The following is a 13,051-nucleotide window of genomic DNA, read 5'->3' on the forward strand; positions in this document are numbered from 1 at the left end:
AGTTCATTAAGCTGACAAAAAATAAAATTGCTTGAATAAATTAAACTTTGTAGTGGCAACCCTTGCGGTTGCTCGACGCTGAACGGCAACCGCAAGGGTTGCCGCTACAATATGTAAAAAGAGAATTCCTAAAATCTCTTAAACGGTTATTCTGTAATGAAGTTTAACAATCTCTAAAATTCCAAAAGTCTCTAAAACTCTTGCTTCTTCTATCTAAAATCTTTATTCTTAAAGTCTTAAAGTCCAAAATCCTAAAGTCCTCAATTCAATGTACCCTATCCCCTCTCATTTCCAAATTTTTCATAATATTTGCTTCCATTTCCAGCCATTCATTCCAACGTTGTTTCACGTAAGTTTCAGGCAAGTACTCTTTCGCAAGGTCGATAAAATTGACGTAATGTCCAGCTTCCGAAATCATCAATTCATGGTAAAATTCTCTTAAACTTTCATCCGAAATTTCTAAAGAAAGTAATCTAAAACGTTCGCAACTACGGGCTTCAATCAGGGCATTCATAAATAACCTTTCACCCAATTGTTCTTCACGAGAACCACCACGTTTCATTCCCTCGTACAACTGATGCACATATAAATCTTTACGAGGATTCCCCAACGCCAAGCCACGTTTATCCAATTCTTTAATTACCATTCTAAAATGCGCCCATTCTTCCGAAACCACAGGCATCAATACTTCTCTGAGTTTTTCTTTTTCAGGAAACTGAATAATTAACGAAATGCAAGACGAAGCTGCTTTTTGTTCGCAATAAGCATGGTCAATCAAGATTTCTTCAATATTTTTTTCGGCAATATTTACCCAACGTGGGTCTGTTGGGAGTTTTAAACCTAACATCGTTTTTGTAGCGTATTGTTTTTGTTCGTTGGTCATATATTTTGGCTTTAGGCGATAGGCTGTAAGCTTTAGGCTATCGGACTTTTTAGCTACTACTATCAGCCAGTCGTCAGTAATCAGCCTTTAATTTTACTTTTTGTCTCTTCTTATCTTTAAAAATTTACCCGTTGATTTCGGAGATTTTTAGTCCTAAAATCTTATCTCTTGCTTCTTGGCTCTTTTGTCTTGCGTCTAAAAACCCTAAAGTCTTCAAGTCTAAAAATTAATCAAAAAGCAACCATTGTAAGCCAAAGCCAAATGTTTTGCCCATTCCTAAAAAGCCTGGAGCGGCGTAATATCCATTTCCTAAAATTCCTTGAGCTACATTGGCAAATTTGAAAAATAAACGCACTCTGTTGATACGCATATCGGCGAAAGCATCCGCTTGCAAATAACCATTTATCATTTGTCTATCTTGCAAATGAAATTGTTGAATGGCTGGCATATAAGCATCGGCATAATAATTTGATTTATAATGAAGCTCCAAACCTGTTTGGATAAAGAGCTTTTTCTTATACAATAAATCAAAAGCTAGACGAGTACTAGCAAATATCTTTGGAATTCTGATTAAATCTGGTCCAGTTGTCGTTGTCAAGTACAATTGGGAAATGGTAGAAAATACTCCTTTTCGGAAGTCCATTCCCAAACCAGCCCTAAAAATAGCAATATCTTCTGTTGCCTGTTTTACAAAAGACAAGGTATCGTAATAAATATAACTGTTGATTAAATTAATATCTACACTTGGTCGAAGCGTCAATTTTCCAAACTTAGGACTTGCCGAAGCATAAGCATGATAAGTTTGCATATTGTTACTGATACCACGGTCAGTCACGAAAGCTGTAGTATTTTTATCCCAACGAAAACCATCATTAAACGTAACTTGCTGTACCAAAGTTGGCGAAGTGGACATGGCTTTTCCGCCAATATTTAGCCATTTTCCTTGAAATTCTACATTCAATTTAAAATCACTTCCTGTTAATAAATACTCCAATTCTGCAAAAGCCCTAGTACTGTCTTTGAAGTATTGGTTCAGCCAAACGCCCAAAAAGTTTTCATTTCTGCTAATACTATAATTGTACAATGGATTGGTAAATCCAAAGAAACGCTGGCGTAAATGCAAACGATAATTAAAACCTCTGTAAAATCCTTTTATTCCCGATTTATGTTCAAAAATACTGTATTGACTTTCGTTATAGAGTGAATCTAACTTCATTTTAGCCGTCACTGCGGCATCTGTGGTGTAACGAGAAGCTTTGCCTAAAGTATCATAAGCAATTGGGTAAAATCCGTTCGTCCAATTCGCAACATAATCTGGATCTCTGAATTGCACTTTTCTGGTTTGATAATCAAGTACTTGATACACCTGAAAAGCTTTATATCCAACATACTCATGATAAAGATGAAGATTATAAAATTTATCTCTGGTAGCAGCATTATTCAAAATAGCGGCATTATTACCTTGTTGAAGTATCAAATCATAGCTTCTACCTTGTGGTAAAACACCACCTTCGTCGTTTGAATTATGGTCTGATAAATTGGCATAAGCCAACAATTGATACTTTTTGTTTTTGGTTTGGTAATTGGTATGAATCATAAAATCCCAATGACCCAAGGCATTTTTATTGGTCGAAGTAGAACTCGTTACCAATTGTTTGTTAGTCACAATTCTTTGTAGATTGACACTAAAATTCCACAAAGAATCAACATTTCGGCTAAATTCAAATTGCAATAAATCTTGCGTATTTCCGCCAGTTACATAAACCAAATTGGTAAAAGGCGAACGAGTATTAAAATACCGCACTTGACTTGGTTTGAAAGAATAAAGTGAATACGCATCATAGCCAAGCATCGTTCCGATTTGTTCGGGTGCTTGAAAGAAGATTGGACGAATGGCTGTACCAATATTCCCTAAATCTTGGTACATATTTCTGTAACGTTGAACAAAATTAAAATTATGTCCTTCGCCAATTGTCGTATCAATCGTATAAAGCTTTTTCCGATTATTAAAAACGTCTTCTTCTAAAAAGTACTTGGTAGAAGTTGGGCCATAAATAACTTTTGTTGAGTCATCTACGCCTGCTCTTCCTGTAGTACTTTTAGCTTTATCTGTTGTTTTTCCTTGTGGAAAATTATTGTTTGACTGCGTTCCTGTACCAAAACCAGAAGTAGGAAACTGAGCCAATAAGACTTCCGAAATAAGAAGCCCTAAAAATGTTAGGATATATCTTTTGAAATTCACGATGCAAAATTAAATAAAAAAGGCGAAAGAGGGTCAAACGGATTTGGCTTGAAATGACTCAAAAAACATAAAAGTCTTTTATCTACTAATTTAGGCTTTACTTTTTGATGGTTTACAGTTTTTCAATACTAATTCATTAAATACTTCTCCGCTTTCATTCAGAAAGTAAATTTCGATGGGTAAATAAAACATTGGAATTCCTTCCGATTTTTCACTTTCCAGAAAAATCTGAAATTTAACCATGTCTTTTTCTGTCATCAAAATACTTTTATTTGTTGAAGGAATTTTATGAAAAGTTTCAAGAATAAAGTCCAAATCTTTATCTGTAAAATGATGATGATCTTTATAAATTAAATGTTGTGTTACTTTAAAATGTTGCCGACAATATGTTTCAAAAGTTTCTGGTCTGGCAATTCCCGAAACCAACAATACTGTTTCAGCAAAATCTTTGCTGGAATTTTTATTCATTATTTGTGGAACTCCATAACGAATTCCAGTAAAAAAAATGGGCGTTTCCGCTGACAGGTACGGAGTAATTTTACTCGCAATTTGTTGCTGATCGGTTTTTAGCAAATCATCGGGACATTTACTGACGATTAAAATATCTGCTCTTTTAGCACCATGTCTTCGTTCACGGAGTCTTCCAGCAGGAAAAGTGAAATCTTTATCAATTGGTCGATAAAAATCCATCAAGAGTATATTCAAAGATGGTTTGACAGCACGATGTTGAAAAGCATCGTCTAAAATCACTAAATCTGTTACTGGAAATGTTGAAAAAATAGCATTTAATGCCTCTGCTCTTTTTTCCCCAACCGAAACATTTACTTCGTTTTTATACTTATTATAAAATTGCATGGGTTCGTCTCCAATTGTTTCGGCTGTAGCATTTTTATCAGCCAGAATAAAACCTTTCGTTTTTCGACCATAGCCACGACTTAACGTAACAATGCTAAAATCCTTTTTGAGTAATCGAATTAAATATTCAACGTGTGGACTTTTCCCTGTTCCGCCAACAGTTAAATTACCAACATTGATAATCGGTTTGTCAAAAGTACTCACGCTAAAAAACTGATTATCGTAACAGTAATTTCTAAAATCGGTAACCAAACCATAAAGCCAAGAAAAAGGTAAAAGAAGAAAACGCATATTTTTAGCATTAAGAATAAAATGAGCTGTCAGCAAAATATTAGCTATTGTTCGGATTATGGTTTTATTTTTCTTTAAAATCAAATTCAAAAAATTATTTAATTTCCAGTTTTCACAAAAAATAAAAATTTTACAATGCAAAATTCATAAAGAGTTCTGACTTTTTACTAATTTCAACTCCCTTTTAAGATACTTTAACGGAGTACTTGTCTCACAGAAGATCTTTCCAGAACCATTAATACACAGACAATCAGACGATTAATGTAAAATAATTGCTGAAATTATTTTATTTCGGTATCAATCTTATTGCTAAATTCTTTTAAAAAATTGGGCTTACCAGAAAATGAGTCTTAAAGCTGTCTTTGCAAAATATACGCTAGATTTTAAATTCGAGGCAGGAACGTCTCGAGGTGTGTTGACGCACAAAGATAGTTACTTCATTAAGATTTTTGACTCTGACAACCCTACGGTTTTCGGCTTAGGTGAGTGTGCCCCACTGAAAGGACTCAGTATTGACGACCGCCCAGATTTTGAATTACAGCTTTTAGGTATCTGCGAAAACTTCAATACGCTTGAATTAGAAGTTTATCCTTGGAACCTAAACATCATTCTTGAACAAGTACTAGAAAAATCTTTCCCATCTGTCGTTTTCGGTTTTGAAACCGCCATGCTTGATTTGATGAACGGTGGAAAACGAAAAGTTTTCAACAATGCTTTTGCCAAAGCTGAACGCCAAATTGACATCAATGGATTGGTTTGGATGGGAAGTAAAGATTTTATGCTTCGCCAAATTGACCAAAAGTTGGAAGCTGGCTATCATACCATCAAAATAAAAGTTGGTGCAATAGACTTTGATAAAGAGTGTGAATTATTAGAATATATCCGAAAACGCTACACGCCACAACAAGTTACGTTAAGGGTAGATGCCAACGGAGCCTTTTCGATTGATGAAGTATTACCAAAACTTCAACGACTTTCTCAATATCAATTGCATTCAATTGAACAGCCTATTCGCCAAGGAAATGAGGATTTGATGGCAGAACTTTGCAAGGTTACGCCTATTCCAATTGCCTTGGATGAAGAACTCATTGGCGTTCGTGAATACACTGAAAAATATAAATTGCTAAAAAAAATAATGCCTCAGTACATTATTTTGAAACCTACTTTAGTTGGCGGTTTTCAACAATGTAGAGAATGGATTGAAAATGCCAATCGTTTAAAAATTGGTTGGTGGCTTACTTCAGCTTTAGAATCGAACGTTGGTTTGAATGCCATCACACAATTTACGGCTGAATTCAACAATCCATTGCCGCAAGGACTAGGAACTGGACAACTTTACCATAATAATATCGCTTCGCCATTAGAAATTAGTGATGGAAAAATTTTACATAATCCACAACAAGCTTGGGATTTAGCTCCCTTGAGCTTCTTAATTTAGGATTTTAAAAAGATAAATTTTTGCCGATAAATTTGAGATTCAACGCAGGACTTTGCAATTTTGTATCATATATCAATTACAAAATTTAATTCAATGAATATTCAGGAACTTGATAAAGAACTTCTTTCTTTGTTTGAAAAACGAATCGCTCTTAGCCAAATGGGTTACGACCATCGTGATTATGATGATGTAGAAGAAGCACTTCACGATTTAGAAGATGATTTTAATGATAAATACGGCGACTTTTTAGAAAGTATTCTTCAAGAAATTCACAAAGAATATTGTCCAGAGTCTGATGTACTTTTACCAACAGCTTATTTAGCTCGCTCTTTCAAAGAAACTAGCGATGGTGGTATTGAAGTAGGTGCTGATGCTGGTGTTGAAGTAGAATTAGAAGAAAATCCAATTGCCAATGCAAGATTGATGCTTTTACCAAGCCCTACTAGAATTGTTTTAGTGGTTGGTAAAAAGAAAAAAATTGTATGGTCAGCAGATGCTGAGTAATATCTTCGGAGCTATCAATTGAATTTTTCTACCAAAGCATGTACTTTAGTTGAATAATGAAACAAAAAGGTCTCTGCGAAAGATGTTGCGGAGACCTTTCTGGTTTGAAAATACCAAAAACCCATTTAAGCAAATTATTAATTTTACGAACATCCTATCAATACCTTAAATTGCCATAATAAATACAAAGATTAAATGGAAAGTAAGTTTAGTGCCAATCTCAGAATTCTGAGAAAAAGAAATAAGTTGACGTTAGAAGCATTAGGCAAGATACTGGATGTAAGTAAAAGTGCTTTGTCTGATTATGAAAATGGGCATACTTTCCCTTCTTTGGATGTTTGTGATGCGATTTGTAATTACTTCGGAATCAATTTAGATAATTTACAGAAACTAGATTTTTCTGTGATTTCGGTTGAAGAGCTACAACAAAATCAACAAATTAAAGTTGAAACACCAAAAGATAATATTAACGATTTTAGTAATCCTTACAAGCAATTAGAATTTCATAACAAATTACTTCACCAACAAATAGAAGGTTTGGGAATTCAATTGCAATTGCTAAAACAATTGCTTGAAAGTAAAGTTTCAGAAATAAAATCTTTACAAATTCAAATCAAATTACTCGAAGAAAAAATTCGTCATCAATAAAAAAGGTTTAGAGTTGCCTCTAAACCCAGTTAATTCCCTTCTTTAAAAGACTTAAGGTTTTCTCTTCTTCCGAACCCTTCTCAGCTTTATAATCATAAACCCATTGTGCCATTGGCGGCATCGACATCAAGATTGATTCTGTTCGCCCATTGGTTTCAAGCCCAAACTTCGTTCCTCTGTCATGCACTAAATTAAATTCAACGTAACGTCCACGGCGTAACATTTGGAATGTTTTTTCATTTTCAGTAAACGGTAAATCTTTATTCTTTTGCATGAAATGTGTATAAATCGGTGCAAAAGACTCTCCGATAGCTTTTACAAAGCCAAATAAATCTTGTTTATTGCGTGATTCACTAGGTTTTTGATAATCAAAAAATATTCCACCAATCCCACGAGTTTCATTCCTATGTGTATTGAAAAAGTAATCATCAGCCCAATTTCTAAATTTAGGGTAATAACTTTCATCGTGTTGGTCACAAACAGATTTCAAGTATTGATGAAACCAAACTGCGTCTTCTTCAACAACATAATGTGGCGTAAGGTCTATACCACCACCAAACCAATACGTTCCGTTAGACATCTCGAAATACCTCACATTCATGTGAATAATGGGTACTTTAGGGCTGTTTGGATGCAAAACGATAGATACTCCCGTTGCAAAAAAATCAACCTTTTCAGTTAAGCCCATTGAGGCTAACATTTTTTCATGTAAATCTCCCCAAACAGCAGAAAACATTACTCCTCCTTTTTCGATAACATTTCCGTTTTGGATAACTCTACTTCTTCCGCCACCGCCGCCTTCACGTTGCCAAACATCCTCATGAAAAGTTGCTTTTCCATCGGCATTTTCTAAGGCAGTACAAATCTGATTTTGCAGTTCTTTGAAGTATTCCGAGATGCTTTCTTTAGTCATAACTTTATAATTTATTTAAAAGAGCATCCAAATATCCTTTAGATGCTCTTGTTATTTTTCCGATGAATTAATTTCCTCTACCCGATGAATCAGGTCTTGCTTCATTTGGTGACCTTACAGGTGCGAGCGAATCCGACCTAACATAATTACTATCCGAATTAGTTGAATCATTTACAGCCGCAAATCTTACTGTACAATTAAAAGTCTTAGTAATTCGCTTTGGATCTAATTTTTCAAAAGGTACAGGATGATAGCCTTCAAGACTTGGGTCTTTAATAACTTTAGACATATATCGGCCAAAAAGTGGCAATGCCGTTTTAGAACCTTCGCCATAAGCCCCACTCCTAAAGTGGATAGAGCGGTCATCACCACCAACCCAAGTACCTGTCACTAAATTACTGGTTAAACCCATATACCAACCATCTGAATGATTAGACGTTGTTCCTGTTTTTCCTGCGAAACGAGATTTGTAGCGGTCTTTCCCAGCAAATAAATCTTTGAACGACCAAAGATTTTGTGAAGTACCACCTTGTTCTTCCAAACCACCTTCTAGCATGTATCTCATTAACTGAGCAGATTCTTTTCTAATGGCTTGATGGCGTTCTGGCTCAAAAGTATGAATCGTATTTCCATTTCTATCTTGAATTTCAACGACCAACATTGGCTGTGTATAAATTCCTTCATTCAAGAAACATCCATAAGCACCCACCATCTCGAATAAAGTAACATCATTTGAACCTAACCCAATGGATGGAACAGCCGCCAATGGACTTTTAATCCCCATTTTATGAGCATAATAAACCACAGAATCGGGACCGACTTCATTCGTTAGCCAAGCTGCACAAGAGTTAATAGAACGAGCCATCGCCCTTCGTAGCGACATAGAAGTATAAGTAAATCGCCCATCGGCATTGTGTGGACGCCAGATTTTCTTCTCGCCTTTTTCTTCTACTTCAATTTCAAAAGGTTCATCTTTAATTTGTGTACATGGCGACATGTCTTTTGGCCCATCAATAGCCGTAGTATAAACAAAAGGTTTGAAAGTAGAACCAGGTTGACGACGTCCTTGATTAACGTGGTCGTATTTAAAATATTGAAAATCTAAACCACCAACCCAAGCTTTAATATGACCAGTAAATGGATCCATACTTATCATTCCAGCTTGTAAAAAACGCTTGTAGTAAACAATAGAATCGTAGGCACTCATCGTCATTTGTTCTTCTCCAGAACCATTTCTTGAATAAACCCACATTTTTCGTTTTACATTTTTCATGTAATGCCAAATGGAATCTGAGTTGTTTTTATACTTTGCTGCCAAAGCTTTGTAATAGCTAGTTCTTTTGGCAACAGTATCGATGAATCCCGGAATTTCATTTCCTTTTTCGTCCGACCAAGGATTTTTCCCAGACCAATGATTATCAAAAGTTTTTTGCAAAGCTCGCATCCCTTCTTGAACAGACGATTCTGCATAAATTTGCATTCTTGAATCGACCGTAGTAATAATTTTCAGTCCATCTCTATATAAATCCAAGTCAACATCACTTGTATCCGCCCATTCTTTTAATGCTTTTGCTACGGCTGTTTTAAAATAATTACTTGAGCCATCGTATGGGGATTCCTCATTGACTTTCAATTTGATTGGTAATTTTGAAAGGGAGTCATAATGAACTCTTGTTAAATAACCATACTTCACCATTTGCGACATAACGGTATTTCTTCTTCTCAAAGATTTATCATAATTCCTTCTAGGATTATAAGTATTGGTTGCTTTTTGCATTCCAACTAATACCGCTGCTTCTTGCACATTTAAACTATCTGGCGAAGTATTAAAGTATGTTTTAGCCGCTACTTTTATACCATAAGAATTACTTCCAAAATCAACGGTATTCAAGTACCATAAAATAATTTCCTCTTTGGTATAATATCTTTCAAGTTTAATTGCCGTTAACCATTCTTTCGTTTTAATAACAAATTTGCCCAAAACTGGCACATAGCCAAATACTCCTTTTTTGGCAACACCTTCTTTTTTACGAGTTTTAAAAAGGTTTTTGGCTAATTGTTGCGTAATTGTACTTCCGCCACCACGTTCACTTGCCCCAGTAACAATTCCAGCCACTACACCAAAAATAGCCCTAAAGTCAATTCCTGAATGTTGATAGAAACGTGCATCCTCTGTAGCGACTAATGCTTTTACCAAAAAAGGAGAAAGGTCTTTATAGTTTTTAATTGGTGTACGATTCTCTTGAAAAAACTTACCCATCAAAACGCCATCCTCTGAATAAATCTCTGATGATTGAGAAAGCTTAGGGTTTTGCAATTCTCCTACCGAAGGCATTTCGCCAGTTAACCACAAAAAGTTGGTTTGGATACAAAAAATATAGAAAACTCCAGCCAATACTGTCCATGCAAATGATTTCCAAAGTGTTCGTATCGGTTTATAATAAGCAGATTCTTTATCAAAACTTTGACTAATTTTTTGTTTTGTATTTGAAAAATAAGCCTTTATACTATCGAGGCGCTTATAAAGTATTTGTACTTGTTCTTCACCCAATATTATTACCAACAATTTATCTATTTGAAGCCAAAGCAAATGCAGAGAATTCAACAGTGCTGTTTGAATAATAACACTAAGATTTTGAATGAGTTGTTTTATCTTGTTCATCGTGTACTTATTTATCAAACTAAAATAGGCGACAATTTACGACAAAAGTTTTAGATTAAGGAGTGAAACAAGATAGAAAATTGAAAGCTTTATCATTAAAAATGGATTCCTAAGTCTGTTTTTTGAGATTTACTTGATGAATCAATTTGATAATATTTTGTTGATTATTTTTTTACATAAATTAAAGCCCTAAGTTACTTGACAGGTGTTTTTCTGTAGGTACTTATTCATCGTCAAAAACTAGATTAAGATTACGATACATTTCAGAACCAAAAAGAGATAATTCAAAAAAAACAAACTCAAAAAGCTCTTGAACGTCATTTAAAATAGTTATTCAAAAAAAAATGATACTTTTTTTTCAGATTAACTCCTTAATAATCAGCCAGACTTACATTCATTAATATTTTTTTTGATATTTTTTTTGCGTAAAAGTTGCACAAAAAGAAAGAAAGCACTAATTTTGCATCATCAAAAACGAAGAGAGTTGGCAGAGTGGTCGATTGCGGCAGTCTTGAAAACTGTTGACTGTAACAGGTCCGGGGGTTCGAATCCCTCACTCTCTACATCCACAGAAAATATTCTTTTTCTCCTAAGAAATCCTACCACCCAAACGGTAGGATTTTTTGCTTTTAAGCCATTCAAAGCAATATTCCCATCCCAAAATTCAAAATATCATTTTCAAATGCTTGTACAAACACCTTTCAAGTTGGTGGCACTTTTGGTGGCACTAAAGTTTTGACTGGTGGCACTTGATGAAAGAAAAATATTTTCACAAAAAGCTTCGGTGCTTAATTTAATAGTTTCTTAATATTTGAGAATTAAACTACATAAAATTAATCACCGATGAGTCAAAAAAAATACTTGGACACCGTATGGAAATACTGTTTATCCGCCACAGATGTAAAGATGTTAATTTTTCAAAAATCTACACGAAAATTTCTTACAATGGAGAAAGGTTAGAATTAGGTTCAACAAACATCAAAATTGCTACAGAAGATTGGGATATTGAGAAAAAGAGAGTAAGAAGTAATGCTCCTAATGCCTCAATTAAAAATGAAATATTAGCAACAATCGAATCAGACATTTTTATTGCTTACAACGATTTGTTACGAAAGAAAAAAAGCTTTAATGTTAAAATGCTCAAAGAGGCTATTTTAAAGGTGGGTGAAAATGAAGTTGATTTAAAAGAGCCTTCATTTATAGAAGTATTCGATATGTTTCTAATTGCAATCAAAGAACCTGACCCATTGGAGCAAAGAGAAGAATTGAGCAAAGGCACTTTAACAAAGTATAAAAATGTTAGAGATAGTTTACTGAATTTCTTTATTTATGAAAAACAATTAAACCTAAAAATCAGTGAATTTGATGTAAATAAGTTGAGGAAGTTCAGAAGCTGGATGAAAAACATCCAAGCCTTTGCACCACTAACTGTACACAAAAGATGCCAAGTGGTTAAACAAGTTGCCAAATGGGGTTTCAAAAACTTAAAGCAATGCCACCATACTCCAATTTATGATATAATGTTTAAAGAACCCGAACCAGATGAAAATATCTTTTTAACTCAAGACCAGTTTGAGATTTTGAAAAATCATAAATTTCGGACAAAGGCTAAGCAAGAAGTAGCAGATGTATTTGTACTTTATTGTAGGACTGGATTCCATTATGCCGACCTTAAAGAAATTATCAAAAACACACAAAATGATTCAAATATTAATAAAGCTGAGAGAAAAGGTATTGATGGAGAAAAGTGGTTATTCAAAGCTCGTGTAAAAACAACTGTTACAGCTAAAGTACCATACTTTCAGGAAGTACACGAAATAATTGAAAAGTATGGTGGTTGGCAAAATATCCCAATAAAATCAAATGCAAAAATGAACGATACTTTAAAACTAATTGCAGATGAATTAGGGTTTCCTGAAGAGTTAATTTTGAAAATCTCTGTTAAAGCAGGACGTAAAACACTATCAGACTGGCTTTTGAACGTTAAGGGTTGGACTAATGAGGCTTTAATGGTTTTATTAGGGATTAAGAACGAAAAGTATGTAAAAAGATATGCAAAACCAGATGAAAGAAGAGTGATTCTTGAAATGAAAAGAAACAATCAATAAACAAAACAGGTAATTTTACGCTAAAATATTTATATAAATCAAAATACTTTTACAACATTTTTTACCCTTAAATATAAAACTTAAATGAAAAAGTCAATTATAGTCCTAAGTTCAATTATTGCACTGTTTATATCATCTTGTTCTTCAGTAAATCATAACCGAGTAGGTCAGGGTGTTAACACCATCGACCAAGCTGCTAACATCCAAAACCTCAAAAAAGAAGACATCATTGTAGGTAAAAACGTAGAATCTGACAAAACTTACAGTAAAGTTTGGTTTCTTTTTATCCCCTTCGGAGGGAAATCAGAGGAAACAAGAAGAGAACGAGTTTATTTGCAGGCTTGTAAACAAAACCAAGTAGATGGTATATTGCAACCGAAATATGAAACCAAAAGGTTTTTTATACCTCTTATTCTTTTTACTTATGTTAATTACAACACTTCTGTTTTAGGGAAGGGGTATAATATCAAAACTGATAAATAGCAATTCAAATTCATTTAAAAGGAG

At 34.2% G+C, this 13,051-nt stretch carries 10 protein-coding genes and 1 tRNA gene; 6 read left to right on the forward strand and 5 right to left on the reverse strand.

What is annotated here, in order from left to right; all coding sequences use genetic code 11:
• Positions 1-265 precede the first annotated feature (265 nt).
• From miaE to lpxK, 3 genes are all read right to left on the reverse strand, one after another.
• On the reverse strand, positions 266-883 hold the full coding sequence (gene miaE / locus VB776_RS06630; protein ID WP_323327261.1) for a tRNA-(ms[2]io[6]A)-hydroxylase: 618 nt from the start codon (positions 881-883) through the stop codon (positions 266-268).
• Between the two features lie 226 nt (positions 884-1,109).
• Positions 1,110-3,125, reverse strand: coding sequence for a putative porin (locus tag VB776_RS06635; RefSeq protein WP_323327263.1), 2,016 nt, complete (start codon positions 3,123-3,125; stop codon positions 1,110-1,112).
• Between the two features lie 90 nt (positions 3,126-3,215).
• Positions 3,216-4,271, reverse strand: coding sequence for a tetraacyldisaccharide 4'-kinase (gene lpxK, locus VB776_RS06640; protein ID WP_323327265.1), 1,056 nt, complete (start codon positions 4,269-4,271; stop codon positions 3,216-3,218).
• Between the two features lie 343 nt (positions 4,272-4,614).
• On the opposite strand from lpxK, the gene VB776_RS06645 reads away from it, so the two are divergent.
• The 3 genes from VB776_RS06645 (at position 4,615) to VB776_RS06655 (ending at position 6,861) form a co-directional block, all read left to right on the forward strand.
• On the forward strand, positions 4,615-5,709 hold the full coding sequence (locus VB776_RS06645) for an o-succinylbenzoate synthase (protein WP_323327267.1): 1,095 nt from the start codon (positions 4,615-4,617) through the stop codon (positions 5,707-5,709).
• 93 nt (positions 5,710-5,802) lie between these two features.
• On the forward strand, positions 5,803-6,213 hold the full coding sequence (locus tag VB776_RS06650) for a hypothetical protein (protein ID WP_323327269.1): 411 nt from the start codon (positions 5,803-5,805) through the stop codon (positions 6,211-6,213).
• A 195-nt stretch (positions 6,214-6,408) separates the two neighbouring features.
• Positions 6,409-6,861, forward strand: coding sequence for a helix-turn-helix transcriptional regulator (locus VB776_RS06655; RefSeq protein ID WP_323327272.1), 453 nt, complete (start codon positions 6,409-6,411; stop codon positions 6,859-6,861).
• 19 nt (positions 6,862-6,880) lie between these two features.
• Here VB776_RS06655 and hemF read toward each other — a convergent pair whose 3' ends face one another.
• A complete protein-coding gene (hemF, locus tag VB776_RS06660; protein ID WP_323327274.1) occupies positions 6,881-7,774 on the reverse strand; it encodes an oxygen-dependent coproporphyrinogen oxidase in 894 nt (297 codons plus the stop codon).
• 67 nt (positions 7,775-7,841) lie between these two features.
• On the reverse strand, positions 7,842-10,436 hold the full coding sequence (locus tag VB776_RS06665; protein WP_323327276.1) for a penicillin-binding protein 1A: 2,595 nt from the start codon (positions 10,434-10,436) through the stop codon (positions 7,842-7,844).
• 478 nt (positions 10,437-10,914) lie between these two features.
• On the opposite strand from VB776_RS06665, the gene VB776_RS06670 reads away from it, so the two are divergent.
• From VB776_RS06670 to VB776_RS06680, 3 genes are all read left to right on the forward strand, one after another.
• Positions 10,915-10,999 (forward strand) — tRNA-Ser (locus VB776_RS06670).
• Positions 11,000-11,308: 309 nt separating this feature from the next.
• Positions 11,309-12,544: a phage integrase SAM-like domain-containing protein gene (locus VB776_RS06675; RefSeq protein ID WP_323327278.1), complete on the forward strand. Its 1,236-nt coding sequence runs from the start codon at positions 11,309-11,311 to the stop codon at positions 12,542-12,544.
• 84 nt (positions 12,545-12,628) lie between these two features.
• Positions 12,629-13,027 (forward strand): hypothetical protein, encoded by a 399-nt coding sequence (locus VB776_RS06680; protein ID WP_323327280.1) that lies wholly within the window; start codon positions 12,629-12,631, stop codon positions 13,025-13,027.
• Positions 13,028-13,051 lie beyond the last annotated feature (24 nt).

It is taken from the genome of Arcicella gelida (genome assembly GCF_034931025.1).
In the GTDB taxonomy this organism is placed as follows: Bacteria; Bacteroidota; Bacteroidia; order Cytophagales; family Spirosomataceae; genus Arcicella; species Arcicella gelida.

Bases quoted from the DNA above. Each gene is read 5' to 3' on its own strand.
- VB776_RS06650 (WP_323327269.1), top strand. From the start codon at position 5,803: ATGAATATTCAGGAACTTGATAAAGAACTTCTTTCTTTGTTTGAAAAA.
- hemF (WP_323327274.1), bottom strand. From the start codon at position 7,774: ATGACTAAAGAAAGCATCTCGGAATACTTCAAAGAACTGCAAAATCAG.
- miaE (WP_323327261.1), bottom strand. From the start codon at position 883: ATGACCAACGAACAAAAACAATACGCTACAAAAACGATGTTAGGTTTA.
- VB776_RS06680 (WP_323327280.1), top strand. From the start codon at position 12,629: ATGAAAAAGTCAATTATAGTCCTAAGTTCAATTATTGCACTGTTTATA.
- lpxK (WP_323327265.1), bottom strand. From the start codon at position 4,271: ATGCGTTTTCTTCTTTTACCTTTTTCTTGGCTTTATGGTTTGGTTACC.
- VB776_RS06645 (WP_323327267.1), top strand. From the start codon at position 4,615: ATGAGTCTTAAAGCTGTCTTTGCAAAATATACGCTAGATTTTAAATTC.
- VB776_RS06655 (WP_323327272.1), top strand. From the start codon at position 6,409: ATGGAAAGTAAGTTTAGTGCCAATCTCAGAATTCTGAGAAAAAGAAAT.
- VB776_RS06665 (WP_323327276.1), bottom strand. From the start codon at position 10,436: ATGAACAAGATAAAACAACTCATTCAAAATCTTAGTGTTATTATTCAA.
- VB776_RS06675 (WP_323327278.1), top strand. From the start codon at position 11,309: ATGGAAATACTGTTTATCCGCCACAGATGTAAAGATGTTAATTTTTCA.